This is a genomic window from Bifidobacterium magnum, assembly GCF_000741255.1.
In the GTDB taxonomy this organism is placed as follows: Bacteria; Actinomycetota; Actinomycetes; order Actinomycetales; family Bifidobacteriaceae; genus Bifidobacterium; species Bifidobacterium magnum.
This window is the reverse complement of sequence record NZ_JGZB01000001.1, coordinates 199,757-225,629: the sequence shown is the minus strand read 5'-3', so window position 1 is coordinate 225,629 and position 25,873 is coordinate 199,757. Positions and strand designations below refer to the sequence as shown.

General features: G+C 59.4%; 22 protein-coding genes. 2 read left to right on the top strand and 20 right to left on the bottom strand.

The window, feature by feature from the left end; translation table 11 throughout:
* Positions 1–86 precede the first annotated feature (86 nt).
* The 7 genes from BMAGN_RS00880 to BMAGN_RS00850 form a co-directional block, all read right to left on the bottom strand.
* Positions 87–1,451 carry a PFL family protein gene (locus tag BMAGN_RS00880; protein WP_026502027.1) on the bottom strand — a complete coding sequence of 455 codons (1,365 nt, stop codon included), beginning with the start codon at positions 1,449–1,451 and terminating at the stop codon, positions 87–89.
* A 15-nt stretch (positions 1,452–1,466) separates the two neighbouring features.
* Positions 1,467–1,739, bottom strand: a complete 273-nt coding sequence (locus BMAGN_RS00875; protein ID WP_022859856.1) for an ACT domain-containing protein — start codon at positions 1,737–1,739, stop codon at positions 1,467–1,469.
* Between the two features lie 169 nt (positions 1,740–1,908).
* Positions 1,909–2,811 carry a class C sortase gene (locus BMAGN_RS00870; RefSeq protein WP_022859855.1) on the bottom strand — a complete coding sequence of 301 codons (903 nt, stop codon included), beginning with the start codon at positions 2,809–2,811 and terminating at the stop codon, positions 1,909–1,911.
* A gap of 107 nt (positions 2,812–2,918) precedes the next feature.
* Positions 2,919–3,419 (bottom strand): hypothetical protein, encoded by a 501-nt coding sequence (locus BMAGN_RS00865; RefSeq protein ID WP_026502026.1) that lies wholly within the window; start codon positions 3,417–3,419, stop codon positions 2,919–2,921.
* A gap of 447 nt (positions 3,420–3,866) precedes the next feature.
* Positions 3,867–4,229: a hypothetical protein gene (locus BMAGN_RS00860; protein WP_022859853.1), complete on the bottom strand. Its 363-nt coding sequence runs from the start codon at positions 4,227–4,229 to the stop codon at positions 3,867–3,869.
* Positions 4,195–4,944 (bottom strand): hypothetical protein, encoded by a 750-nt coding sequence (locus tag BMAGN_RS00855; RefSeq protein ID WP_155802535.1) that lies wholly within the window; start codon positions 4,942–4,944, stop codon positions 4,195–4,197. Before BMAGN_RS00855 ends, BMAGN_RS00860 begins: the two co-directional genes overlap by 35 nt.
* Before the next feature lie 361 nt (positions 4,945–5,305).
* Positions 5,306–6,226 carry a polyprenol monophosphomannose synthase gene (locus BMAGN_RS00850; protein ID WP_022859851.1) on the bottom strand — a complete coding sequence of 307 codons (921 nt, stop codon included), beginning with the start codon at positions 6,224–6,226 and terminating at the stop codon, positions 5,306–5,308.
* 150 nt (positions 6,227–6,376) lie between these two features.
* Here BMAGN_RS00850 and BMAGN_RS00845 point away from each other — a divergent pair, with 150 nt between their 5' ends.
* Positions 6,377–7,528, top strand: coding sequence for a quinone-dependent dihydroorotate dehydrogenase (locus BMAGN_RS00845; protein WP_022859850.1), 1,152 nt, complete (start codon positions 6,377–6,379; stop codon positions 7,526–7,528).
* A 215-nt stretch (positions 7,529–7,743) separates the two neighbouring features.
* Here BMAGN_RS00845 and galK read toward each other — a convergent pair whose 3' ends face one another.
* From galK to BMAGN_RS00800, 9 genes are all read right to left on the bottom strand, one after another.
* On the bottom strand, positions 7,744–8,994 hold the full coding sequence (galK, locus tag BMAGN_RS00840) for a galactokinase (RefSeq protein WP_022859849.1): 1,251 nt from the start codon (positions 8,992–8,994) through the stop codon (positions 7,744–7,746).
* 55 nt (positions 8,995–9,049) lie between these two features.
* Positions 9,050–10,321, bottom strand: coding sequence for a galactose-1-phosphate uridylyltransferase (galT, locus tag BMAGN_RS00835; RefSeq protein ID WP_022859848.1), 1,272 nt, complete (start codon positions 10,319–10,321; stop codon positions 9,050–9,052).
* A 180-nt stretch (positions 10,322–10,501) separates the two neighbouring features.
* Positions 10,502–11,305: a DeoR/GlpR family DNA-binding transcription regulator gene (locus BMAGN_RS00830; protein ID WP_033510653.1), complete on the bottom strand. Its 804-nt coding sequence runs from the start codon at positions 11,303–11,305 to the stop codon at positions 10,502–10,504.
* Positions 11,306–11,553: 248 nt separating this feature from the next.
* Complete coding sequence (locus tag BMAGN_RS00825) at positions 11,554–13,737, bottom strand: transglycosylase domain-containing protein (protein ID WP_022859846.1); 2,184 nt, start codon at positions 13,735–13,737, stop codon at positions 11,554–11,556.
* 182 nt (positions 13,738–13,919) lie between these two features.
* Positions 13,920–14,636, bottom strand: coding sequence for a Crp/Fnr family transcriptional regulator (locus tag BMAGN_RS00820; RefSeq protein ID WP_238548730.1), 717 nt, complete (start codon positions 14,634–14,636; stop codon positions 13,920–13,922).
* 42 nt (positions 14,637–14,678) lie between these two features.
* The gene (locus BMAGN_RS00815; RefSeq protein WP_022859844.1) at positions 14,679–15,938 is read right to left on the bottom strand and encodes a lipoate--protein ligase family protein; all 1,260 of its coding nucleotides are present in this window, start codon (positions 15,936–15,938) and stop codon (positions 14,679–14,681) included.
* Between the two features lie 779 nt (positions 15,939–16,717).
* Positions 16,718–17,650, bottom strand: a complete 933-nt coding sequence (locus BMAGN_RS00810) for a TM2 domain-containing protein (RefSeq protein WP_022859843.1) — start codon at positions 17,648–17,650, stop codon at positions 16,718–16,720.
* A gap of 186 nt (positions 17,651–17,836) precedes the next feature.
* Complete coding sequence (locus BMAGN_RS08450) at positions 17,837–18,001, bottom strand: hypothetical protein (RefSeq protein WP_022859842.1); 165 nt, start codon at positions 17,999–18,001, stop codon at positions 17,837–17,839.
* A 135-nt stretch (positions 18,002–18,136) separates the two neighbouring features.
* Complete coding sequence (locus tag BMAGN_RS00800) at positions 18,137–19,207, bottom strand: 3-isopropylmalate dehydrogenase (RefSeq protein ID WP_022859841.1); 1,071 nt, start codon at positions 19,205–19,207, stop codon at positions 18,137–18,139.
* A 205-nt stretch (positions 19,208–19,412) separates the two neighbouring features.
* Here BMAGN_RS00800 and BMAGN_RS00795 point away from each other — a divergent pair, with 205 nt between their 5' ends.
* On the top strand, positions 19,413–21,863 hold the full coding sequence (locus tag BMAGN_RS00795) for a S9 family peptidase (protein WP_022859840.1): 2,451 nt from the start codon (positions 19,413–19,415) through the stop codon (positions 21,861–21,863).
* Here BMAGN_RS00795 and BMAGN_RS00790 read toward each other — a convergent pair.
* The 4 genes from BMAGN_RS00790 to BMAGN_RS00775 all read right to left on the bottom strand — a co-directional run bounded on the left by BMAGN_RS00790 (position 21,853) and on the right by BMAGN_RS00775 (position 25,850).
* Complete coding sequence (locus BMAGN_RS00790) at positions 21,853–23,412, bottom strand: phosphatase domain-containing protein (protein WP_022859839.1); 1,560 nt, start codon at positions 23,410–23,412, stop codon at positions 21,853–21,855. The two genes, BMAGN_RS00795 and BMAGN_RS00790, sit on opposite strands and share 11 nt — an antisense overlap.
* Positions 23,413–23,420: 8 nt before the next feature.
* The gene (gene gcvH / locus BMAGN_RS00785) at positions 23,421–23,810 is read right to left on the bottom strand and encodes a glycine cleavage system protein GcvH (RefSeq protein ID WP_022859838.1); all 390 of its coding nucleotides are present in this window, start codon (positions 23,808–23,810) and stop codon (positions 23,421–23,423) included.
* A 91-nt stretch (positions 23,811–23,901) separates the two neighbouring features.
* Positions 23,902–24,990, bottom strand: a complete 1,089-nt coding sequence (gene nudC / locus BMAGN_RS00780) for an NAD(+) diphosphatase (protein WP_026502021.1) — start codon at positions 24,988–24,990, stop codon at positions 23,902–23,904.
* Between the two features lie 2 nt (positions 24,991–24,992).
* Complete coding sequence (locus BMAGN_RS00775) at positions 24,993–25,850, bottom strand: alpha/beta fold hydrolase (RefSeq protein ID WP_022859836.1); 858 nt, start codon at positions 25,848–25,850, stop codon at positions 24,993–24,995.
* Positions 25,851–25,873: the final 23 nt, after the last annotated feature.

Below are 25,873 nucleotides of genomic sequence, written 5' to 3'. Positions count from 1 at the left end.
YTCTGCATTTTGAGACATGAAACGCGGCGTGTCTGTCTCAAAATGCAGAAGGGGATGCCAAAATCTAACGCCAACTAGTTCTTGAACTAGTTCTTGAAACTGTGGATCGGTGCGGGAATGCGGCCCGTGCGCGAGACGAATTCTTCGCACGAGGCCGTGTTCACGGGCATGATCGGCGCGTAGCCCATCAGGCCGCCAAAGTTGGCCATTTCGCCCACACCTTTGCCGACCACGGGAATCACACGCACGGCCGTGGTCTTCTGGTTGACCATGCCGATCGCGGCCTCGTCGGCGATGATGCCGGAAATCGTGGCGGCGGTCGTGTCTCCCGGAATCGCGATCATGTCGAGGCCCACCGAGCATACGCACGTCATGGCTTCCAACTTCTCGATCGTCAGGCACCCGTCGGCGGCCGCTTCGATCATGGCGCGGTCTTCGGAAACGGGAATGAACGCGCCCGAAAGGCCTCCCACATACGAGGACGCCATGATGCCGCCCTTCTTGACCTGGTCGTTGAGCATGGCCAGCGCGGCCGTGGTGCCCGGCGCGCCCACCTGGGCCAAACCGATTTTCTCGAGCACTTCGCCCACCGAGTCGCCCACGGCCGGTGTCGGCGCAAGCGACAAATCGATAATGCCGAACGGCACGCCCAGCCTTGCGGACGCTTCCTGCGCCACAAGCTGGCCCACGCGCGTGATCTTGAACGCCGTGCGCTTGATCGTTTCGCACAGGAACTCGAAATCCTTGCCTCGCGCCGCGTCCAAAGCCTTGGAAACCACGCCCGGACCTGAAACGCCCACGTTGATTACGGCGTCGCCTTCCGTGACGCCATGGAAGCCGCCCGCCATGAACGGGTTGTCGTCCGGAGCGTTGCAGAACGCCACAAATTTCACGCATCCGTAGGAATCGTTGTCCGCGGTGGCGGCCGCGATGTCCTTGATGATGTGTCCGAGCATCGTGACGGCGTTCATGTCGATGCCCGTGCGCGTAGAGCCCACGTTCACGGACGAGCACACGATATCCGTTTCGCTCAGCGCCTGCGGCAGCGAGCGGATCAGCAGCTCCTCGGCCGGCGTCATCGACTTGGACACGAGCGCCGAGTAGCCGCCGATCAGGTCCACGCCCACTTCCTTGGCCGCACGGTCGAGCGCGTGCGCAATCTGCACAAAGTCCTCGCTCGTCTTGCAGCAGCTCGCGCCCACGAGGGAAATCGGTGTGACGGTAATGCGCTTGTTGACAATCGGAATGCCGAAATCGCGTTCAATCGACTTGCCCGTCGCCACAAGGTCGCGCGCCTTCGTGGTGATCTTTTGGTAAATGCGTTCGCAAGTTTCCTGCACGTTCGTGGTGGCGCAGTCCAACAGGCTGATGCCCATCGTGATCGTGCGCACGTCGAGCTTCTCCTGCTCGATCATTTGGTTGGTCTCGTGGACCTCCATGATGTTCAGCATGTGCATTCCCCTCGCTCACACACGGTGCATTTTGGTGAAGATTTCCTCGCGCTGGCAGCGGATGCGCACGCCGATTTCTTCGCCGAGTTCCTCGAGGTCCGTCACGATCTGCTCAAAACTCACGTCCGCTTGGCCATAGTCGACGATCATCATCATATTGAAGTAGCCCTGGATAATCGTCTGGGAAATGTCAAGGACGTTCGTGTGATGTTCGGAAAGATACAGGCAGACTTTCGCGATGATGCCGACCGTATCCTGGCCGACTACCGTAATGATGGCCTTGTTCAATGCTGCTCCTTGCGGACTAGATTTCGTACATTGCCGGGTTTCGTAAGTTGTCCCAGTATAAGTGACGTTTGTGTACTGTCAGTCGATGTGCCCATAAAAATCGGGCATATAAAAAACGGACGGAATCCGACTTGCCGCCGGATCCGTCCGTACTCATGGTTTATTTGATTTATTTCTTGTGCCGCCCGCCAATTTGGCCGCGCATCATGCGCCGGCGTTTGATAAACACGTTCGCCACCACCGCAATCGTCAAGACCACGGCCACCACGACCAGCGTAATGTCCTTGACGAGCGCCTTATCCACGGGATGTTCCACGCTTTCGGGCGTCGGTATCCGGTGGCCCGTCACGATCAGTCGGTGCGAGTTGACGCCGTAGGGCGTACACGTGATAAGGCTTACGAGGTCCTTGCCTTCCTGGATTTCCAGATTGTCCACATTCGTCGGCACCACCACGTGGATGTCGCTGACCTCATAGGTCATCACTTCGTCGAACACCGTCACGGTGAACGTGTCGCCGCGCTCGAGCCGGTCGAGCCCTGTGAACAACAGCGCGCTCGGCAATCCCGTGTGGCCCGAGAACGCGGCGTGCGTCGACTCGCCGCCCACAGGAAGGCTCGTGCCTTCCAAATGGCCGGCGGCGATCTGCAGCACCGTGTCCGACGTGCCGTGGTAGACGGGCGTGCGAATGCTGATTTTCGGCACGGAAACGTAAGCCATGATACCCGTTCCCGTCACGTCCATCAACGATTCATAGTGCTTGTGCTGTTCCTCGTTGGGCAAGAACCTGCTTTTGCCTTGTCCCACCAACGTGGCGTTGTACTGGTGGGCGTCGGCGAGCATGCGCTCACGCTCTTCCTTGCCCAAATCTTCCGTGGCCTCCACATAGGTCGCCACCGCGCGGCTCGAGACCCTGCGGTTGTGCATGTCCGCGATCGACGGGTACAAAATGATGCCGACGCCCACGATCAGCAGCAGGATCATGGAAACGGCCATGATCCAGAACCGCCTGTTCTCGCGGGCGCTCGGCTTCTTCGCGGTGGAACCTGTGGTCGGGCCATGCGACGTGCTCATGTGCCCTCCTCACGCATAGCAATCCGCGTCCGTATTCCAATAACACTTCATTATGCTTGGAATTGCGCCGTTTTCTCAAGATTGTCCCGCATTTTTGCGCACAAATTTTACAACTTTTGCGCCTTGTGCCGCGAACCTCCCAATCCCGTGCTTTCGGCGATTTCGGGGAACAGTTCCTTGCGCATGATGAACGGCACCATCATGATGAGCCCCGCGCCGATCACTATCTGCAGCCATGTCATGCGTCCTTGGGCGCCCGCAGACGGCAGTGTGCCGTGGCGTATGAAGTCGGGGTCGGGTTGCGCTTCCCCTCCCACGGATTCGATTTGGACAGTAACTCTGGTGTAGTCTTCGGGAACGTTCTGCGCATACATTTCCACCGTGGTGTCGCCATGCAGCGTACCTTCCCATACGGCCTGGAGTACTTCATTACCAAGGTCAATCCATTGCAGATCCGCTTTATTGAGCATTGCGCCATTGACGACTATCTGGTAGTCGGCGCTGTCAAGCCACCATTTGTTCCAAATGAAGGTAAGCTTCGCGACGGAACCCGAGTAGAGCGTGCCGCTATACAGGGACGCGTTCACTTTCGTGTTCGGGTTAATCACGGAGACGTTCAACTTGAGGGGGTATTCCGGAGTAGAATGGAAATGTTGCGGACTTGAATGGGGAAATGAAAAGGCCCCCAACATCGGTGGCCCAGAAAGGCGGGCGGCGGCTGCTCAAAATTGCCCGGAACAGTCGCCGCCCCACTCTCCCGCTGGGAACCTGTAAAAGAACGAGAGAGCATCCTTCTTCATTTTCATTCTTCGGCGGTCCACCAAGCTGCGTGTTGCCTGGTAGCCGATCCACTTCCAATTATGACAAACATCAAATATTCGCGCCAGCAATTGTCCATACTTTTTTGCCTGTTGTCCACAACATGAAAGCTATGTGAAGAAAGCTGCGGATCGTTACGAATATTGAGATTTTTGCACTTCTCAGCGTGGGGCGTCATAGGTGGGTCCGGGCGGCCGCCATGTGCGGCGGCGCACTCGTTTCCGCCTAGATAGCATCTAGATATGCTGAACTTTGCGGTATAACGCCACGGCCATGGCGAGCGCCGTGTTCATCGGCGTCGTATAGGTGAACACATAGGCTCCGGGCGCGCTCGACGCGGGGAACACATAGCCGTCAGGCGTACCCGCAATCGTTTGCACAGGGTCGGCATAACCATGCTCATCCGTGAACGCAAGCGTGAACGAGCCGCCTGTCATATCCGCGGCCGCGAGCGCATTGCCGTTCCACACGTCATGCAGCACGTATCCGTCTAGCGGAGCGGTGTCTTTCACTGTTACGGTCCATGTGACGGTGCCTTTGGCGAGGTCCGGCTCGCTCGCGGACTTACGCACTTCCAGCGTGCGCGTGTCGATAGTCAACGTGTGTGGTAGTTTTGCTCTGCTCGGTTCCATGCGGATCGATATAGCTGGCCGTGGCCGAGTTGTGCACCGTGTCGTAGACCATGTCCGCGGGAACGGCCAGATCATAGGTGAGCACATAGCTGCCGCCGTCCGCGTCAAATCCGTCGAGTTGTGTGGAAAACTTCGCGGCGCCGTCGTTATCCACGGCGCAATCCACCGGCTGTGCAAAACTCCGTTCGACTTGACCGTTGCGGTTCCTGCGTTCCACATTGAGCGTCAGCTGTTCGCAGGTAAGTCCCTGTACCGAATCGGCAACCGTGATCAGTTTGCCGTCGGTGCCGCGATTGCTCGAAACGGTTACGGAATATTGGGCCATGTGGGAGCCGTCATGCTTGCGCAGTTTTCCGTTTTTCCCAATTGAAATGTCGGTTGCGGGCGTAATGTTCGGCTTGATCACAATCGCAGGCGTATTTGTCTGCGTATCTTCCTTGCGTACCGTGATTTCGTGCGCGACTTTATTGGCGTCACCGTTCGCGAACATCTCGACCGACCCGCGGTACGGCGGATTCTTGTTGTCGATATACGATTCGTCGAGCCGGATCACGACCACGCCGTCCTTGTCGACATGGAACGTTCCGATATGCTCGCTGCCGCCCGCCGTGGTGATCGGACCGTCAATATTGCCGCCGTACAGCTCGATTAAATAGGGATCCGTAAGACGGTAGCTCAGCATATATCCGGCTTTTGTGATCGCGGCCGCGTCCGTCAGCGCCCGGCAGCATGAATACGGCCAAAACGGCGGCCACCGTGGTGCGGCCGGCATGACGAAGGGGTACATGGCGATGGTGCATGAGATTCCAACCTTTCCCGCGCTTCCCCTATGCCTTGCTTTTACGCGGCGCAGGGGCGTGGGAAATCCCTTCCGTTCATGAAAGACAAAACAAGCGTCATATACGTTTTCACATATGACGCTTATCAATCATTTCACTCACGGCAAAAAGCGGTAAACAAATCTCAAATACTGACGATAGTCAACTTTCCTTCAGAAAGGCTTCGACCCGTGCAGACGGCGTCGCGCTCTCGCCCGCGGACAGTCACTTCGATTTCTTGGATCCGCGCTTGCCGATCCGCTCGAATCCCCAGCGCGTCACGTTGACCATCGCCTCGCGCACAATCGCGCCGTTCATCTTCGATTCGCCAATCTCGCGTTCCGGGAACACGATCGGCAACTCGACCACAATGCCGCCCGCACCCACCACGCGACGCGTCATGTCGATCTGGAACACGTACCCGTTGTCGGCAATCTCTTCAAGACCCACCTTGCGCAGCACTTCGGCGCGATACACACGGAATCCGCTCGTCATGTCGCGCACACGCAAGCCCAGCATCGTGCGCGCATACAGCGATCCCATGCGCGAAATCCAGTCGCGATACCACGCCCAGCGTTCCGTACGGCCGCCGCGCACACGGCGCGACCCGAGCACCAAATCCACGCCCGCATGCTCTTCCATGTACTGCAACATGCGGTTCAAGTCTTCAGGACGGTGCGAACCGTCCATATCCATTTCGCAAATCAGGTCGTACCCGCGCTCGAGCGCCCAAGTAAAACCGTCCACATACGCCGAGCCGAGCCCGCTTTTCGCCGGGCGGTGCAGCACGAAAACGCGCGACCCGTTCGTACACGAATTCAGACGGTTCGCCACGGCAATATCGGCCGTGCTCACGTTCGCATCGGACAGCGCGCCGCTGGAACCGATCGACAGTTCGCAACTCGGCCGCGCCACGTCTTTGAGACGGAAACTCACGTCGTCAAGCGCCACACTGCGGACCGTATCGCGGGCGGACGCCGTCACTCGCGCGATCACGTCGGCGAGATCGCCCGTTTTGTCAGGGGAATTGTCATCCACTATGAGCACGTCCACACCGGCGTTGCGCGCAAACAGGCCCGACAATGTCGGTTCCAGATTCCCGCGCTCGTTATAGGTGGGCATGACTACGCAAATTCGAGCTTTCATTTCGCCTCCTTATATCGCGGCTTTTCCAATCCAACGTAGGTTTAGCAGGCCAACTGTAGAAAGAACGGGGAAATTGGTCGATTCGCCTGACGACTGAACAGTTTCGTTCACTTGCTTCTTTCTCGCGTTCCATCATGGCACAATGGCACTATGACGTACGTTTGTGAAAATAGTTTGCATGATGCCGTAAATAAGGCCGCCACGGACCTGTTCACCTTCTCTTACAAACACGTGGTCAAGCCGCATTTCGTATTCAACAAGACGCCCGACGTGGCGCATGACCAGATGATCGAATTCTGCAAAGCGACGCGCAATATTCCGCCGCTGATGTGGGCGTTGCGTTCCATGCTCAACTACACGGATCCGATTCTCGAAACCGACGTGATGGGCATCCATTTCGACAACCCGTTCGGCCTGTCCGCCGGCCTCGACAAGGACTGCGACATGCCCGTGCTGCTCGACAACGCGGGATTCGGCTTCGAAACGGTGGGCTCCACCACCTCGCGCCCGTGCCTGGGCAATCCGCGCCCATGGTTCCACCGCCTGCCCGAATACGATTCGATGATGGTGCATGTGGGACTGGCCAACGACGGCTCGAACGAAGTGATTTCGCGCGTGGACCAGGCGCGCGGCCACGTCAAGGACATGAAGCTGTCCGTCTCGATCGCACGCTCGAACGACCAGCTGTGCGGCGACCTCGAAGAGGGAATCGAGGACTACTGCATCTCCATGAAGCGCGCGACGGGACGCTCCGCAATGGTGGAAGTGAACATTTCCTGCCCGAACACGGCCGTCGGCGAACCGTTTACGGACTCCCCCGAGGCGCTCGACAAGCTGTTTACGGCGCTCGACAAGATTGAACGCCCGCAGCCGACGCTTGTGAAGATGCCGCTGAACAAGACGTGGGACGAGTTCCGCGAGCTTATCGACGTGCTGGCGGACCACAATGTGCAGGGCCTGACCATCGCCAATCTGCAAAAGGACCGCACGGGCATGCCGGACATTCCACGCGACTGGCTTGGAGGCCTGTCGGGCTCGCCGTGCTATGCGCTCGGCAACGAGATCATCCGCCGCGCGTACCGCGAATACGGCCAGCGTTTCGCGATTGCGGGCGTGGGCGGCGTGTTTACGCCCGAGCAGGCGTACGCGAAGATCCGCGCGGGTTCCAGCCTCGTGATGTTCATCTCCGCCCTGATGTACCGCGGTCCGCAAACGATCACGGTGTTGAAGCGCGGCTTGGCCGACCTGCTCACGCGCGACGGTTTCGCACAGGTAAGCGACGCCGTTGGCGTGGATGCGTGAATGGGCGTGCGCGTTTAGGACGTTAAAGGCGCTTAGGGCATTTAAGCCACTTAAGGCATAGAAAAGCGCCAGTGGGAGCACAGATCCGTGCTGTCACTGGCGCTTTTTGCTTGAATCCGCAAGCCCGAGACCACAGGATCCTGCTCCCACTTGCGCAATTCCGCCTAAAACCGCAAGCCCGAGCACAGAACCATGCTCGGACTTGCGTGCAGCCCTCACTGCACGCGCGTGGCGGCAGCGGCGGCGTAGGCCGGCAGGGCGCGCGGAGCGTTGAAGCCGTGCTGCTCGAAGGCGTCGGCGATCTTCTGCGCGATCTCCTGGCTCTTACCCGCGTCCACAATCGCGATGATGGAGCCGCCGAAGCCGCCGCCCATCATGCGGGCGCCATATGCGCCGTTTGCACGGGCCGTGTCCACGGCCACATCGAGTTCGGGAACCGTAACCTCGTAGTCGTAGCGCAGCGAGTCGCCCGAAGCGTTCAGCAGCTCGCCCGTCAGTTTCACGTCGCCGTTGGCGAAGGCCTCAATGAAGTCGTCCACGCGGCCGATTTCCGTAATGACGTGGCGCACGCGCTTCTTCATCACTTCGCTCGGCAGCTTGGCAAGCACTTCGTCCAGGCCCGCGGCCGGATCGTCCAGCGAGTTGACCTTGTCGGCCACTTCGCGCAGGTTGGCCACGCCCAGCAGCTCGGCGGCCTGCTCGCACATCGAGCGGCGTTCCGCGTACTGGCCGTCGTTGAGCTGGTGCGGCGCCTGGGTGTCGAGGACGAGCAGTTCCAAGCCGTACTTGCCGAGGTCGAACGGCTCCTGGCGCACGTTCTCCAAGGCGTTGAGTTCCGGACGGCAATCGAGGCGCAGCGCGTAGCCTTCCTTGCAGCGCATGGAGGCGTTCTGATCGAGGCCGCCCGTGGAGGCGCCGGCCATGTCGTTTTCGGACATGATCGCCGATTCGATAAGTGTCACACGGCCTTCATCGGTGTTGCCGTAGCCCAGGCCGAACACGTCATCGAGCGCGAGCGCCGTGGAGCACGTCATGGCTGCCGAGGAGCTCAGGCCCGAGCCCAGCGGCACGCAGCTGGCGAATGCGGCGTCGAATCCGCGCACGGTGTCGAGACCCATCTTGCGCATGGCCCACGCCACACCGGCCGGGTATGCGGCCCAGCCTTCCACGCCCTTGGCTTCGAGGCCTTCAAGATCCACTTCTTCCACATCGGCCGGGTTCACGTCGGAGACGAGACGGACCTTGAGGTCCGTGCGCGGCTTCAACGCGATGTAGGTGCGGTGCGGCAGCGCGATCGGCAGGCACAGGCCCGCGTTGTAGTCGGTGTGCTCGCCAATGAGGTTGGCGCGGCCGGGGGCCGCCCACACGCCGCTCGGCTGCTCGCCGAAGGCCTCGGTGAACAGGTCGGCGGCTTTTGCGGAACCTTCCGCGTCGGTCAATGGTTCAATGAATTCGACTTGAGACATCGTTATCCCCTTAGTGTGTGCTTGGTGTTTTTGAGTGTGTGCCGGCTATATGAACTCAGTCAGCGATATCGACGGCGCCAATCTCGTGGAAGCGCTTGGCGATCAGTTCCGGCGTGGTGTCGGAAATCCAGGCGGCCATGCCCGATTCCGAACCGGCCAGGTACTTGATCTTGTTCACGTCGCGGCGGAACGAGAAGAACTGCAGGTTCAGGCGGTAGTTCTCGCGGCGCGAATCGTGGACCGGAGCCTGGTGCCAGGCGGCGATGTACGGCAGATCCATGCCCTTGCCGTCGCCCTTGTCGAAGAATGCGTTGCCGCGCTTGAGCAGCGTGGAGTACATTTCCGCCAGGTCCCAGCGCTCTTGATCGTTGAGCTGGTCGAGCGTGAGCACGTCGCGCACAGGCTGCACGTGCACCTCGAGGGGCCAGCGGGCCGCGGCCGGAACGTAGGCGATCCAGCTGGAGTTGCGCATGACCACGCGTTCCTTGTGCTCAAGTTCTGCGTTCATGATGTCTTTGAACAGGTTACCACCGTGCTGTTCGTGGTAGGCCTGCGTGTGCTGCAATTCCGTTTCCAGCTTAGGTGCGATGAACGGGTAGCTGTAGATCTGGCCGTGGGGGTGGGCGAGGGAGACACCGATTTCCACACCATGGTTCTCGAACGGGAAGACCTGCTCAATGCCTTCAATGGCGCTGTCTTCGGCGGTGCGGAACGCCCATGCTTCCACTACCGTGCGCAGGCGGCGTACGGGCAGGTTGGCCGGCAGTCCGTTCTCGTCCGGGTCGAAGCACAGCACTTCGCAGCGGCCCGCGGCCGGCTTCTGTTCCCACAGTTCGCAGTTGTCCACGAGCGTCGGCGCGTCGGACATGCCCGGCACACGCACCATGGACGGGAAACGGTTTTCGAATACGACGACGTTGTAGTCGGTGTCCGGCACTTCGCCGTCCTGGTACGGGTCGCCCGGCTTGCGCGCGGCCAGCGGGTTGCCGCTTGCGGTGGCGCCAGCGCCCGCCGTGATCGGTCGGTTCATGCGTGCCGTGGCCATCGGGATCCAGTCGCCCGTGAGCGGGTCGCGGCGCATCTGCGGGGCCGCGTACGGCACTTCATTGCCGTCGGCGTCGATTTGCGGATCAAAACGCGGGGCCAACGGACGTGGATCCTTCAGCTCGCGCGTCTTCTCGCCCGACACATAGGCCGGATCGTCGTCGAGATAGTAGAATTCGCGGCCGTCTGCCAGCGTGGTCGGCGTAATGCGGATGTTGTTCTGCGCATACTCGCCCGGCTTGTAATGGGCGAATTCCGGAGTCAGGCTCTTCTGCTCGGTCATAGTGATGTCCTTTTGGTGAGGGGTGGGCAAAATATTTGATTTTCAGTTTTGTTGATTTTTGTTGCGTTATGTGAGTTCGACTGTGAAAAAAAGACCACGGTGTCCCTACAGGCGTAACACATCAAATTTTTCGGGGCGCGAGTCGGTCGTGGGTCAGCGGCGACCGGCAACCGACTTCATTTACGCTTCGAGTTTTTCCGGTTCCGCCGGATGCGCGAGAATCAGTTCCTTGACGAGGTCGCGCGTCTTCATGATGGAGTCCGGATCAAGTTCGTCGTCCGTGATCACCGTGTCGACCTGCTCGAACTTGGCGAACAGCGACAGCGACGTGCTGCTCCACTTCGTGTGGTCGGTCAGGATGATCGTGCGGTCGGCGATGTCCATCATGGCCATGTCCGTCGCGGCTTCCAGCGAATTCGGCATGAGGAATCCGCGCGGCACCGACACCGAGTGCGTACCGAGGAAGACCGTGTTCACACGCAGTGAGGCGATCACCTTGTCCGCGATCGGGCCGACCAGCGAATTGGAGCGCGTGATGACGCCGCCCGTCACGATGACTTCCACATCCTTGGATTCGAGCGCCTGCACGAGTTCGGCAACGGGAATGGAGTTGGTCAGGATCGTGATGCCGCTCGACTGCTGCGATTCCAGCAAGTGCTGGGCGAATACGTAGGCCGTGGTGCCGCCGCCAATGGCGATCACGTCACCGGGAGAAACAAGCTTTACGGCTTCCTGGGCAATGGCGTCCTTGAGGCCGATGTCCATCTGCGACTTCACCGAAAACAGCGGTTCGCTCAACAATGTGCTCGTCGAGACCGCACCACCATGAACGCGCTTCAACAGCCCTTTATCGGCCAACTCCGCGATGTCGCGGCGGATGGTCATCGCTGACACACCCAGCTCCTTCGACAGCGCGGTAATGCGCACTGCACCGCGAGCGCGCAGCCTGCTCACGATGAGATGTTGACGTTGTGATGAAATCATATGAACATTATCGCACAAATCTGTTCGATTTGGAAAGCGACATGCCTAAAGTTCACAATTCTCGCTCACTTTCTCACAGCGAAACGGGTACATGTGACATAAAACGGCCATATATCAGCCCTTTTGCCGTTCCTATATTCAGGAAACCGCAACAAAAAAGCAACACCGTTGCATCTGCCGTCGCACTTTTCTCCACACCCAACAAAAAAGGCGGGGTCTCCCCCGCCTTTTATCTTATGCTGTCAGCGTCAGCTCTTCGGCACATTGCCGCCCATATATTTGGCGACGGGCGTGCCGTAATTATTATCTATCGGCAGATTCTTCTTCTCCGCGTACGTATTGAGGAAGTCGCGCGCGGCCGGCGCGGCGATCGTACCGCCATCCCAATAGGAATGGTACTGGCCGTTGATCGCAATGTTGGCCACACGATGATTCATCGGGTCCTGCACGTCGCCGACGAGTACGTACGTGGCGATCTGGTTCGGAATGAACGAACCCGTCGTCAAATACGTATCCTCATTCGTACCGGTTTTCGCGAACGACTTGCGGCCGTTGGCGAGCTGCGCCATAGTGGCGGCGCCGTCCGGACGGACCACGCCCTGGTTCATCGCGTACGCAAGCGTCTGGATGATGTCCTTGTCCACGGCCTGGTGGCAGTTGGCGGACGGCACCTGCAGCGACTTGCCGTCGGTGTCGGTGACGGACTTGATCGCGATCGGCGTGCATTCAATGCCGTTGGCCGCGTAGGTGGCGAACACGTTCGCCATCGTCAGCGGGGACACGGACGCCGTACCGCCGATGAGCAGCGACGGGTGCATGGAGATCGAGCTGTACACGTCCTCCTGGCCTTCGATCGCGTTGTGGTAGCCCACCTGCTTGGCGGCGTCGGCCACTGCGCACAAGCCGATCTTGGCGCCGATGGCGGCCATCGTCGTGTTGTGCGAACGGGCCAGACCGTCGAGCGGGCTTTCCGGGGAAACGGTGCCGTTCGTGAGCGCGTTCGTCACGTGCCACATGTCGGTGCCGCCCGTGTAGCCCTTGCAGCTGAACAGGCTCGTCTGGTAGTAGGTGGTCGTTACGAGCGGCTCGGTAATCGAGTGGCCGGCTTGCATCCATGCGATCAAGTTGATCGGCTTCCACGAGGAGCCGATCGGGAATCCGCGGCCGCCGCCGTCCACCTGGTCCACGGCGTAGTTCATGGCGGACTTCGTCTGGTCGGTGTTCGCGGCTTCCGTCGTGTCGTACTGGCGGTTGAGGCCGAAGCCGAGCACTTCGCCCGTGCCGGGCTTGACGGATGCGATGGCGATTTCCATGCCCGAAGGATCGTTGGCCGGAATCGTCTTGTTGGCCTGCGCCATCATTTCCGTGTTCGCGTCAATGTCGAGCGTAGTGACGATCTTCAGGCCGCCCTCCTGCAGCAGCTTTTCGCGGTCTGCGGCCGTCTTGCCGAACTCGGACGAGTTCTCGATCTTGTGGACCACGAAATCGCAGAAGAAGCCGGCGTCGTACGACGCGGCCATGCAGCCGTGGGACACGTCCTGAACATCAAGCGTATCCACAAGCGGCGTGGCGATGTCCTTCTCATACTCGGCCTTGTCAATGTAACCCTGCTGGTTCATGAGCTTGAGCACAATGTCGCGCTGGCGCTGGGATTCGGGCTGGTTGGCCGGAATCGACGGATCGTACTTCGCCGGATTCTTCGTGATGGCGGCGATTGTGGCGGCCTGGATCGGCGTGAGCTTGTCGGCCGTGGTGTTGAAGTAGCGTTCCGCGGCGGCCTGCACGCCGTACAGGCTGTTGTTGCCGAACTGGGCGATGTTGAGATAGCCCTGCAAAATTTCCGGCTTCGTGTACTTCTTTTCCAACTGTTCCGCGATAAGCATCTCGCGCAGCTTGCGCGCAACGGTGTCTTCCGTGGCCTGGTACTCGGCGATCGGATCCCCCGATTCGCGCGCCTGAGTGGCCAGCACGTTCTTCACATACTGCTGGGTCAAGGATGATCCGCCCTGCTGGTCGCCGCCCGAGCGAACATAGGTTTGCACGAATGCGCGCATCACGCCCTGAACGTCCACGCCGGCATGTTCAAAGAAGCGCTTGTCTTCTCGAGCCACCACCGCTTGCTGCATGGCCGTGGAAATCTGCTTGAGCGGAACCACCTCGCGGTTCTGCGCATAAAATTCCGCAATGACGGTTTTGCCGTCGTTGGCGTACATCGTCGACTTTTGCGGCAACGACGTGACGTCGAAATCAATGCCTTCCACTTCCAGAGACGGCGAAACTGCCTTGACTACGGAGTTCGCGCCGAGCACCGCAGGAAGGAACAGCAGGCTGGTGACCGCGCCACCAGCAACGCATAAAGTAATAAAAGCGAGCAGCAACGCCACAATGCGGCGTCCGCTCAACGTCTTCTTCTTGGATGTGTTCTTGGGCATGGGATTTATTCTAAAGCGAAAGGCCTACTATGTCCCTGAACATACTGTAAAAAATTCGCAAAGATTTGGGCGAATCCGTGTACGACGTCACAAAAGGCGGTAATGTACTCGCCTTTTGTTGCACTTTTTACGTTTGGCCACAACAAAAGGGCCGGTCAGCGCCGGCCTTGTGTTGCACGTTCTTACATATGCGAGCGGCGAATCAGCGCGCCCGGCTGGTAAATGATGATCGTGCGGCCTTCGCGCGCGATCCACCCGCGGTTTACGAAGTCCATAAGCGCCTTGTTTACCGTTTCACGGGACGCGCCCACGAGCTGCGCCATCTCTTCCTGCGTCAAGTCGTGCGGCACTTTGAGGCCGTCCTCGATCGGCTGGCCGAAGCGGCTCGCCAAATCAAGCAGCGTTTTCGCCAATCGTCCCGGCACATCCATGAATACGAGGTCGGAGATGCGCTCGTAATTCTCGCGCATACGGTGCGCGAGCACCTGCATCATGTCCACGGCGATACCCGGATAACGGTTGAGCCACGCATAAATCGTGTCATTGTCAAGCCAGACCACGCGCGTATTGTTCACCATCGCGATCGCGTTGGCCGTTCGCGGGCCGCCTTCGGGATCGAACACGGGAATCTCGCCCAAAATCTCGCCGCGCGCCTGAATGCTCAGCAGTCGCACACGTTTGTCCTCCGCCACGCGCGTCAACTTGACCATGCCGTTCGCAATCACATAAAGGCGGTGATCCGTGTCCCCTTCATGGAAAATGGCCTCGCCTTTGCGCACGGACACGCTTTCCATGTATGGCATGAGTTCCTGGGCTTGTTGCGGCGTGACCTGCTTGAACAGCGCCGTATTGAGCAACGCTTCCCGATCCGACTCCTTTTGCACAGCCAAACGCGCAATTGCCACAAGCCACCTCTTCCCATAGACGCTAGTATTCCGATTCTACATGCCCGCCACCCAGTCGACCGACACGTCGACCAGTTCCGTCCGGCTCAAATCGGTGTAGTTGCGCAGCGGATCCACGCGTTTTTTCGCGGACGCCACGCCCTTGTCGGAAAGCTTTACGGGACTCGTGTTCAGTACTGTCGCCAACAGTTCCGGCCGCATGTCGTACGCGAGCGTCGTGTGATGCAATAGACATCCGCGAGCGCCGCTTTTCTTATAGATACGCTGCGCCGAGCCGCCGAATTTGCCGTTGGGCCCCGCAATATCGTTGAGTCCCGCGAAGCGTGCCGGAATTCCGGCGTTCCGTAATGCCTCTACGAGCCAGTAGTCGCACAGCTGGAACATTTGCGCCACCGATTTTCCGTCTGTCAAGTCGAGCGGCATGTACAGCGAAACCGTGATCGTGTCTTCCGGAACGACGATCATCGCGCCGCCGCCCGTCTCGCGCCGCACTATATCGAACCCCAGTTTGCGTGCCGCAGATTCGTTGACTTCCCTCTGTTCGCGCTGGAATTTGCCGAGTACTACCGCGCGCGACGCCCAGTCCCACACGCGCAAGGTCGGCGGCCGCTTCCCCGACGCAACCTCGCCGGACCATGCGGACTCGATTTGCATTTGCTCTTGCGGACTTCGCGGCACGTCGCGCACGATCCGCAATTGCGGCGCCAAATTCCGCCAAAAATCAAGCGCCTCTGACTCGCTGACCGTATCGTCAAACTCGGTTTCGTCAACCCACGACCGGTACGCGCGATCGAGCTGCGCCCGTTCTTCCGCGCTTTCCAACAGACGCCCGAAATATTGATAGACGAGCCGCACGAACGACTGCGCGACCAGACCCGTCGTCACGCCGCTGATCGCGCGCATGTCCGCGTCGATGGCGCTCGCCGCCGCCCCGAACATCGCCGCGGGCGTCATATCTTCCATTGTCTCTTTAGATCCGGTTTTCATGGATCCGGTTTCTATTGATCCGCTTTCTCTAGGTCTGCTTCCCATTGACACGGTTTTCACGGATCCGGCGGCGGTTGCGGTATCCTCCACACCCCTAGGCACCAGCGCACTTAACAGCCGCTCAATATTGCGGACCGGCTCATTTCCACGATCCTCAATAAAAAAGTCGCCATCCATATGGATCTGGCCGTTCCCGTCAAGCGCCAGCCGCACGAATTTTCCGCCCGGCATCTTCGCTTCGACCATCCCACCGTTGCCGTGCCTTTCGCCCTCGACCGGCTGTTCTTCATATTTCGTGCTCGACTGCATGCTGCAATCATAATTGAGCCGCACTTCACGGGTTATCTGCACGTTTGTTGCGTAAAAATTTGCAATTTACTAATTAGTTGCGTAAATATACGCCGGTTTCTTCTTAACCGCGCTTCTTATGCCTGAAAATACGCAGTTTGCTTCTTACCCGCGTAAAAATACGCAATTTACTCGTTAGACGACAATTATTCACGTGAATTTTTGCAGATTACTAGTTAGTTGCGGTTTTTAGTCGAGACACGCCGCGGAACGCGAATGAAAAGCGCGGTTAAGACGTTATTTGCGGTTTTTAACGTGAAAAACTGTAGTCGAAGCCGTTATTTGCAAATATTCACGCAATAAAACTGCAGTTAACGGGTAATCCGCGTATATTTACGCAACTAACGAGGAAATTGCAGATTTTAACGGTCGAAAAATGCAGATAAGACGTTAACTGCGTATATTTACGCGGCTAAGCAGCAATCCACAAATTTTAACGGTCGAAAACTGCAAATAACAAACAGCCTGCGTATATATACGTAACTAAGCAGCAAACCGCAAATTTTTACGCAAACTCGCGCCCATACTGACCAACATAAGCCACCGAATCAGCCACTAAACAGACCTCAAATAAAAATGCGTGAGCAATCTACCACGAGACTGCTCACGCATTCCTATTTCTTCAATTATGTTGCGCGTTTGCGACACACAATTTAACTGTATTCAATTATTATCACGTGGATGCCACGTTGCACCACTTGATCCCTCACATATTCATTTGTACCCGAGGGCCGGCCGATTCAGTCCTTCAATTCCAGTCCGTGGGCGTCCTGATGCCACTTGGATCCGTAATTCGAGCACAGGATCATCATCGACTCGACAAGTGCCCAAATCGCCGATGCAATGGGGCCCACAATAATTACGGCGCCGAGCACCGTAATCAGCAACTGAGCCACGGCCTTGCCCGTGTTGCCCAGGTAGAAATTGTGCAGACCGAGCGTACCGAAAATCAGACCAAGCGCGGCCGCCACATATTTGTTGCGCTGAATGTAGCCCGTCGGAACCGGATTGTACTGCTGGTATCCGTAGGCCGTGTTGTCGGAGCCCGTGTACTGGTACTGCTGCGTGTTCTGATACTGCTGGCCGCCCTGATATTGCTGGGCGTTCTGCGACTGGTCCTGCGCATACTGTGCGTACTGGCCGGAAGACTGCGCGCCCGTCTGGGAAGCGGCGTTCTGGGAGTTCTGGTACGGATCGTTCTGATACGTACCGTCCGCGGTCTGGTACTGCGCCGTGTACGTCTGGCCTGTCGCGTACGTCTGGTCGGTCGTATACGAAGGCGCGGCATAAGAAGACTGGTAATCGCCGTACGCCGGCTGCGCATATTGGCTGTAGCCGGTCTGCGAGTAAGACGACGTATCCGACTGCGGATAAGACGATCCGTCAGGCTGCGGATAAGACGGTTCCTCGGAACCGGCCGGCGCAGATGAAGAATTTACGGACGAAGCATTTGCAGACGAAGCATTCGCGGGAGAGGAACCCGCCGCGGAAGCGCCGGAAATGCTGGAAGCGTCGGAATTGCCAGTCGGGGCAGTTCCGGAAGTGCCGGAAGCGTCAGGATACGACGGCTCCGGATACGACGGTTCTTCCGATCCGTTCGCATGCTGTTCGACGGGACGCGTTGCGTCGTCCATAGCCGAGTATTCGTCATTATTGTTGCGCTGATCAGTCATAACGGTCCCCTTTTCCACTGCTCATTTACTCGATATGACTATTGACAGCCAACTAAAAAGCGCCCGCAAATGCAAGCATTTTTCCAAATTGTTCGCATTTGTGGACGCCTAACGTCCCTAGTGGAAACCGGACCCGCACAAGTACCGGCGCCCACCAGTTCTGTTCAAATTTTGATTGAGCTACGCTCAGGCGACGTAAGTCGGGCCGAATTCGCTCGGCACATGCGTGGCGGCGATGTACGGGCCGGCAGACGGAGCCGCGTAGGACTGTACACCGTTGGAGCAGTGCAGGTAGTTCTCGTCGGACTCGTCGGACATGATTACGTCGTAATCACAATCGCAGTTGCACATAAGGTACCTCTTTTCATATGAACCGTCCGAGAACGGCTCAACGTTCATTGGTCAGGCTTTCGCCCTCATGAATCAATCTAGCGGCATCGTTGGATTGCGGTCCGTGAATGTGCTGTCGGAAAAGGTGGCGCCAATTCACAGCCGCCGTGCAGATTGTGCGAATAAGGAACGTCGGATCCGGTCGAGAATGGCCTGTCCGATTTCGTCCGTCGTGCGTTCCAGCGAACCTTGCTCGGCGATGTCTGCTTCGACAGCCGCGTCCAGCCGGTCCGCCTGCTCCTCGAATCCCAGATGCCGCAGCAGCATGGCCGCCGACAAAATGGCCGCCGTCGGATTCGCCTTGCCCTGGCCCGCAATGTCGGGCGCGGATCCATGGATCGGCTCGAACATGGACGGATATTCGCGCGACGCGTTGATGCATCCCGACGCCGAATAGCCCACGCCGCCCACGACCATGCCCGCTTCGTCCGTGAGGATGTCGCCGAACAGGTTGTCCGTGAGGATCACGTCGAAACGGCTCGGGTCGGACACGAGATAGATCGTAGCCGCGTCAATGTGGCAATAGTCGTGCGTGACGTCCGGATATTCGCGGCCCACGCGGTCCACAATGCGCTGCCACATGTCGCCCGCATGCACGAGCACGTTCTTCTTGTGTACGAGCGTGACGTGCTTGCGCCGCTTGTTGGCCAGCTCGAACGCGTATCGCACCACGCGTTCGGCGCCATAGGCCGTGTTGATCGAGACTTCGGTGGCCACTTCTTCCGGAGTATCCACGCGCACTGATCCGCCCGAGCCGCAGTACAGCCCTTCCGTGCCTTCGCGCACCACCACGAAGTCGATCGTGCCCGGATCGCGCAGCGGCGAGGTGACGCCTTCATAGAGTTTGGACGGACGCAGATTAACATATTGGTCGAGCTCGAAGCGCAGTTTGAGCAGCAGCCCGCGTTCGAGAATGCCCGCCTTGATGCGCGGGTCCCCCACGGCTCCCAGCAAAATCGCGTCGGTTGTCTTGATGCGGTCGAGATCTTCCTTGGGCAGGATCGCGCCGTCGCGCAGATAGCGTTCCGCTCCCAGATCGAACGGTTCGAACGTGAATTCGGCCACCCCTTCGGCCGCGCGTTCCAGCGCCCGCTGTGCCCACGGCGTCACTTCCTTGCCGATGCCGTCGCCGGGGATGACCGCGATTGTGTACGTGTTCGTTGGCATGTTGAGGCCTTTCTGTTCCTACCTTTACGCCACATGTATGCCGTGAGGATACCCATTTTGCGCGCGCCCGCGAGAGTGAATCCCATCGTGTGGGATATCGTCCGGATTTTGAGATGAATTATGAGACGGAATATGAGATGCCGATTTGGCGCGATCTTGCGCGCCCGCGCGCTTCCCCCGTCGCCTCCGTTCTATAATGCACCTCATGATTGGTAAGGACTTCGATCCCACTGCAGTGCCGGCCGCCCGTCGCGAGCCGCACGCGCGTACCGTACACGGCGACACATTTATTGACGATTACGAATGGTTGCGCGACAAGACCAGCGTTCCCGTCCGCGAGTTCGTGGAAGCGCAAAATACTTACTGTGAGCAGCGCAACGCCCATTTGAAACCGTTGCGTACGGCCCTGTTCAACGAGTTCGTGGGCCACGTTCAGCAAACCGACATGTCCGTGCCGACGCGCATTGACGACTACTGGTATTTCGTGCGTACGCAAGAGGGCAAGCAGTACGCGATCCAGTGCCGCATTCCGATCCAAAACAAGGACGATTGGGATCCGCCCGTCATTGACGCGGCGAGCGAGCCGGGCTCGATTGAGGGCGAACAGATTATTTTCGACGCCAACAAGGAAGCCGAAGGCCACGATTTCTTCCGTTTAGGTGGCATGGACATCAGCAAGGATGGCCGTTGGATGCTGTACGGCACGGATGTGCATGGCGACGAACGCTATGATTTCCGCATCCGCGACCTTGAGACGGGCGAAGAGCTGCCCGACTGTTTCGACCAGGTGGGCGCCGCCTGTTTCACGCCCGACGCGCAATGGGTGTTCCTTACCGAAATCGACGATGCATGGCGCCCGTACCGTATTGTGCGCCACCGCGTGGGCACTCCTCGCAGCGAGGATGTGACGGTATTCGAGGAACATGACGAGCGTTTCTGGGCCGGCATCGGGCTGTCGTTCGATGAAAAGCTGCTCGTGATCGGCACGGGTTCAAAGACCACGACGGAAGTACTCATGCTGCCCGTAAGCGACCCGACGGGCGAATTCCAAACGTTCATTCCACGCAAGGAAGGCGTGGAATATGACGTGAGCTTCGCGTCCTTCGAAGGCGCGGGCGACAACGGCGAGGACATTCCGCTCGCGATTGTCTACCACAACAGCACGAACCCGAATTTCGAGATCGACGTGATCGACATGCGCGGCCACCAGCCGCCGTTCAAGCTGGGCGAAGGCCGCTGCATCGCCTGCGGTTCGCCGTACGGCTGCGAGGAGCCGGGGGGCGAAACGGGTGGCAACGTCCACAAGCGCCAGCCGCGCAAGGGCGACACCGGCGCCGATCCGCGCGATGTGGCGTCCCAGCCCGTGAGCACGCCTTGGTATTGCGATACGAATCCGCCGCTGCTGCAGGGCGCCAAGGGTCTTGCGATGGAAGGCATCGCCATGCACCGCCATTATGTGGCACTCTCCTACCGTGCAGACGGCCTGCCGCATTTGGCCGTCATGACGAAGGACCGCGCGGCCCAGAATTTCCTGAACAACGAGCCGTGGCAGTTTGAGGCCGTCACACCTCCGGACAGCGATACGCATGTCTATTCGATTGGCGCGGGCGGCAACCCGAATTACGATGCTCCGCGTATGCGCTACTCGTTCAGCAGCTACACGCGCCCAGGCGAACTGCATGACCTCGATCCGGCTACGGGCGACGACCGTCTGCTCAAGCGCGCCACCGTGCTCAACTTCAACGCCGCCGACTATGAGGAGCGCCGCGAATGGATTACCGTGCGCGACGGCGAGCAGGTGCCCGTCTCGCTTGTGTGGCGTACAGACAAGGTGGAGTTGGAGCAGGACGCAGAGGGCGCAACAGCAGCCGCCCACTTCGCCGACCGCCGTCCGCTGCCGCATATGGCGCCGGCCTTTGTGCTCGCTTATGGCGCGTATGAGATCAGTTCGGATCCGAGTTTCTCCGTGGGACGCCTGGGACTATTGGACCGCGGTGTGGTCTACGTGCTGCCGCATGTGCGCGGCGGCGGCGAAATGGGCCGCGCCTGGTACGAGCAGGGACGTCAGCTTAACAAAAAGCACACGTTCGAGGACTTTATCGACGTGACGGTGGCGCTGCAGAACGCCGGCATTATTGACGTCAAGCGCACGGTGGCCAATGGCGGCTCGGCCGGAGGCCTGCTGATGGGCGCCGTGGCAAACATGGCTCCCGAACGTTTCGCGGGCATTGAGGCGGACGTGCCGTTCGTGGACGCCCTGACCACGATGCTTGACCCGACGCTTCCGCTTACCGTGACCGAATGGGACGAGTGGGGCGACCCATTGCACAATCCCGAGGTGTACGAGTACATGAAGTCGTACTCGCCTTATGAGAACGCGCCCGCCCCGCGCGGCAGCGCGCAGGACGGACCTGAGAACGAGGCGTTCGCGAAAAAGTTCCCGAAGATTTTCATCACCACGTCGATGAACGATACGCGCGTCATGGTGGTCGAACCACTCAAGTGGGTGGCCCGACTCCAAGCTGCCGACGTGGACGCGATTATCCGCGTGGAAACGGAAGCGGGTCATGGCGGCACTTCGGGACGCTACAAGCAGTGGGAGCAGATCAGTTACGAGAACTCCTGGTGCTTGGGCGTGATGGGTATCACCGAGTAGCCGAAGTACCGCGGGCCGCCTCCTTGGCGAACTGCTTGAGGTACGGCAGCATCGTTTTCATGATGTTCGTTCCCGTGTTGCCTGTAAACACGGGAACGTCCACTTCAGGCATGGGATGCGAGAGCGACAGGCCGCTGAGCGATCCGACAATGCCGCCCGTCGCTTCCCTTGCGGACAGCTGGCGGATGCCGATTGCAAGTACGCGTCCCGGATACCGTTTCGCGATCGTCGCGTAGGTGGTCGGGTCTTTCTGACCGTCGTCGCCGAACAGGATGAACTTCATGTTCGGGAAGTCCTCCATAAGCTGCTCGGCATATTCAAGCTTGTGGTCCACGCCCGAAGGCACGAAACGCTTGGGCCTAGGGTCCAGGTCGCGCAGCAGCATCGGGCCATCTGGGAAACCGTAGTCGCGAATGAATCCGCGAATCTGCTGCTCCACGTTCCACGGGCTCGTGGACAGGTAGAAGAACGGCGCATCCGGGAACAGGTCGCGTACCTTCGTGTACAGCACGGACATGCCGGGCACACTCGCACGCTTGTGCGGGCTCAGGAACAGCATGTTATAGGCGGCTTTCCACACGGTCGGCACTTGCGTGACCATAATCGTGTCGTCCACGTCGGAAATGATGCCGACGGGACAGTCGTCGGGAATAATGTACAGCGGCGCGTCCACTGGCGGACGGTGCTTCACGCGTACCGTGCACGTGTGCGTGCCGGGCGCGAGCTTGTGCTCGGCGAGCAAATCCAAATATCCGCACGAGTCGGACACGGAATAGTTGGCCGTCTTGTTCTTGGCCGGATCCACGGGATCGTAGATTTCCATTTCGCCGATTTGCACGGTTTTCAGCGGCACGTTGTCAATGTTGATGTACACGCGCTGGTGTGGTGCGGGCACCTGCAACATTTCGCGGATGCCGCGCTCGGGCCGGTCGATGCGCGCGTTGTGCGGCGCATACAGCGTGCGGCAGATCAGTCGCGAGAACTCTTCCGTGCCGTAGCCCACGTACGGCTTGACGCACGGATACCAGTTGAGCATTTTGGCGAGCGTCGTGGAGATGTTGAGCCAGAACGAGAACAGTCCCGTGATCGAGCCGCGCGCCATGTTCTTAATGTCGCCGAACAGGTCCGCTTTCGTGCGTCTGCGTACGCGCCTGCGGACTCGCGTCGGTTCGGGAACGGGGCACGAGCCGCCCTCTTCCTCGGCCGTGATCGAGGTATGCGCCACGGATCCGAGCGGAATGAGCACGGTGGGCGTCGCGTCGTTCGCCGTCACCACACTCGTGGTCGGCAAGGCGACAGCAGTTTCCGCCGGCACCGTTTCCGTAACGTCCGCGGATTGTGCCACTTCCGTATTGACGGACTGCGCGTTTTGCGCAGGAGCCTCGCCGTCCGTCTTCGACGCAGCCGCGGATTCTGGTTGCGCCGTCTTCGTGCCGTGCGTCACGCTTGCGCGCACGTGCTGCGTCTCGTGTTTCACGTCGTGCAGAGCGTATTCGAGAATCCGTTTGACGTTGCGCAGTTCTTGTTCTTGTGCTGATCTTTTCGCCATAGCTCCGCTTACTGGATGTGCTTTTCGTACGCTTCCGCGTCGAGCAGGTCCGGTTCGTCGTCGTCCAGTTCAATCTTCACGATCCAGCCTTCGCCGTACGGATCGTCGTTGATGATTTCCGCATCGTCGTCCACGGCGTTGTTCACGTAGCGTACCGTGCCGGCGACGGGGGAAATCATCGGTTCGATGGACTTGGCGGATTCCAGCTGGGCCAGCTGGTCGCCGACTTCCACATGCGTGCCCACGTCCGGCAGGTCCACAAACACGAGTTTGCCGAGCTGGTCGGCCGCGTACTGCGTAATGCCGAGCATGGCCGGCTCCACATGTTCGTCGACCCACACATGGTCGTCCGAGTACAGCAAGTGACGTGGCACATCGATATCTAAAGTGGCGCTCATGGCTTTCCCCTTACCTGTTGGTGTTCTTTTCGATTATGGGCCAGCAATATGGGCCGCGCCCGACTATTGCCCGCTGAGCGATACGTGACGGTCAGTCGAGAGGACGGCCCAGCCATTCCTCGATCATGTAGCGTGCGATCGTGGCTTTCTTGGGAACGTGGATACGTCCCTCGATCACGCCGTTCGTGAATTCGTCGCGCGTCACCCACATGGCCTTGACGGTTTCCGCATTGTCCACTTGGATTTCCGTGGAGAGGGCCCGTCCCTTGAAGCCCATCATGAGCGAGGCGCGGTACGGCCACGGCTGGGAACCCAAATATTTGACTTCGCCGGCCTTGATGCCCGTCTCTTCCATCGTTTCGCGGCGGCACGCGTGCTCAAGGTTCTCGCCCGCTTCCACGAATCCGGCGCTCACCGAATAGAAGTCGGGGTCTTGCCATGCCTTGTTGTGTTGCAGCAGCAGACGGTCCTGGCTGTCCACCACGGTAATGATGACGGCCGGTTCAATGCGCGGGAACAGGATGCGCCCGTCGTCCGGAGACGTGCAGCGCTGCGCCCATCCGGCCAACGCTGGTACGGTGGGAGCGCCACAAGCCGGGCAGAAATGCTGCGATTCCTGCCATCCGCCCAGACATACGGCCGTCACGGCCTGGCCCACTTCGCGCATCGACGCGTGCGGAGCGAAAGCGCGCAAATCCACCCAGTCGAAACGCGTCACGGCATTGCGCAACAGCGAAGCCGACGGCTGGTCCTCCTGCATGTCCTCGCCCGACTCGTCAAACGCCTGGTCCACCGTGGACGACTCCTGGCGCGCATTCGCTGCGCCACCGTCCAATGCGGAAATATCCACGGCCACCACATGTTCGTCGCGCTTGCCGCCATAGCTGCCCAAATACATGGCCACGGCCTCGGGGAACTCCTTGAGTTCCGCCGCCACATACAGGCCCGGCAGCGTGGCCAGCCGCATCTTCACGTTCGCGTGGTACATGATGTTGCTCTGTCCGAACGGTACGGCCACTTTGCCATGGCGCACCAAAATCACCGTGGTGCTCGGCTCGGCAAGCACACGGTTGATCAGATTGGGCTCACTGCGCCGCTCCACCTGATAGTCGATGTCGCCCTGTGCAAGCGGCAGGAACGGAAGCGCCTGCGTGAGCGCGAGTGGAGAAAATCCCGCCATGATCATGCCTCTTTCCGAACACGGTTGACCAAGTTCTGCAGCGCGAGCGCCACGGCCTCAGGCCGTTCCCATGCGCTGAAATGGCCGCAATCCTCGATTTGCGTCACCTCAACCTCGGTGTTGATCATCTTGCGCGCCAGCGGCACCATCACCTTCGGAGCGCTGGAAGGATCCTCTTCCCCGCACACCACGGCGGCGGGAGCCGTCACCGTTTCGAACACGTCGTTAAGGTCGGGGCGGCCGGCCGCCATAAGCTCGCGCCATGCAATGCCCTCGGGATCCTGCTCTTGGATCCACTCGGTGAACTGCTCAATGTAGGCCGCCGACTTCTTGACGCTCGAATCCCCCGGCTCAGGCTCGGCAAAGAACATCACGGGTTCCACCGTGTGCTGTTCCACGCACTGTTTCGCAATCTTGATGCGGTTCGCGCGCGACTCGGGCTTGTCCGCGTCACCCTTCGTGTCCAGCAGGGCGAGACCGGCCACCACTTCCGGATGGCGGCGCTGAATGTCGAGCGCCACATAGCCGCCCATCGAAAGTCCGGCCCACACGGCCTTCTCGTAACCCGCGTCACGCAACATGGCCACATAACTGTCGGCCAACAAGTCGAGCGCATCCTCATACGCGCCGTCGGCGGCGACCGTACCGACCTCGGCAACCGGCGGAACGGGAGCACCGCCCGCGCCCGGCATGTCCGGAGCCCAGACGGGGAACTGCTTAAGCTCACTTGCGTCCCAATTTTCCAACAGCGCCTGCACGCAGCGGTCCCACATGCGGTGGTCCACCGGGAAGCCGTGAATCAGAACCAGCGGAACACCCTCGCCGCCGCGCACAACATGGTTACGAATCTCAAAAGTCATGGCTCCTATTGTGCCACGGCGCT

Coding starts and splice junctions, on each gene's coding strand:
- galT (WP_022859848.1), bottom strand. CDS start 10,321: ATGACCGAGCAGAAGAGCCTGACTCCGGAATTCGCCCATTACAAGCCG.
- BMAGN_RS00795 (WP_022859840.1), top strand. CDS start 19,413: ATGATTGGTAAGGACTTCGATCCCACTGCAGTGCCGGCCGCCCGTCGC.
- BMAGN_RS00845 (WP_022859850.1), top strand. CDS start 6,377: ATGACGTACGTTTGTGAAAATAGTTTGCATGATGCCGTAAATAAGGCC.
- BMAGN_RS08450 (WP_022859842.1), bottom strand. CDS start 18,001: ATGTGCAACTGCGATTGTGATTACGACGTAATCATGTCCGACGAGTCC.
- galK (WP_022859849.1), bottom strand. CDS start 8,994: ATGTCTCAAGTCGAATTCATTGAACCATTGACCGACGCGGAAGGTTCC.
- gcvH (WP_022859838.1), bottom strand. CDS start 23,810: ATGAGCGCCACTTTAGATATCGATGTGCCACGTCACTTGCTGTACTCG.
- BMAGN_RS00775 (WP_022859836.1), bottom strand. CDS start 25,850: ATGACTTTTGAGATTCGTAACCATGTTGTGCGCGGCGGCGAGGGTGTT.
- BMAGN_RS00870 (WP_022859855.1), bottom strand. CDS start 2,811: ATGAGCACGTCGCATGGCCCGACCACAGGTTCCACCGCGAAGAAGCCG.
- BMAGN_RS00880 (WP_026502027.1), bottom strand. CDS start 1,451: ATGCTGAACATCATGGAGGTCCACGAGACCAACCAAATGATCGAGCAG.
- BMAGN_RS00825 (WP_022859846.1), bottom strand. CDS start 13,737: ATGCCCAAGAACACATCCAAGAAGAAGACGTTGAGCGGACGCCGCATT.
- BMAGN_RS00815 (WP_022859844.1), bottom strand. CDS start 15,938: ATGCAGTCGAGCACGAAATATGAAGAACAGCCGGTCGAGGGCGAAAGG.
- BMAGN_RS00800 (WP_022859841.1), bottom strand. CDS start 19,207: ATGCCAACGAACACGTACACAATCGCGGTCATCCCCGGCGACGGCATC.
- BMAGN_RS00855 (WP_155802535.1), bottom strand. CDS start 4,944: ATGCTGAGCTACCGTCTTACGGATCCCTATTTAATCGAGCTGTACGGC.
- BMAGN_RS00830 (WP_033510653.1), bottom strand. CDS start 11,305: ATGATTTCATCACAACGTCAACATCTCATCGTGAGCAGGCTGCGCGCT.
- nudC (WP_026502021.1), bottom strand. CDS start 24,990: ATGGCGGGATTTTCTCCACTCGCGCTCACGCAGGCGCTTCCGTTCCTG.
- BMAGN_RS00850 (WP_022859851.1), bottom strand. CDS start 6,226: ATGAAAGCTCGAATTTGCGTAGTCATGCCCACCTATAACGAGCGCGGG.
- BMAGN_RS00790 (WP_022859839.1), bottom strand. CDS start 23,412: ATGGCGAAAAGATCAGCACAAGAACAAGAACTGCGCAACGTCAAACGG.
- BMAGN_RS00810 (WP_022859843.1), bottom strand. CDS start 17,650: ATGACTGATCAGCGCAACAATAATGACGAATACTCGGCTATGGACGAC.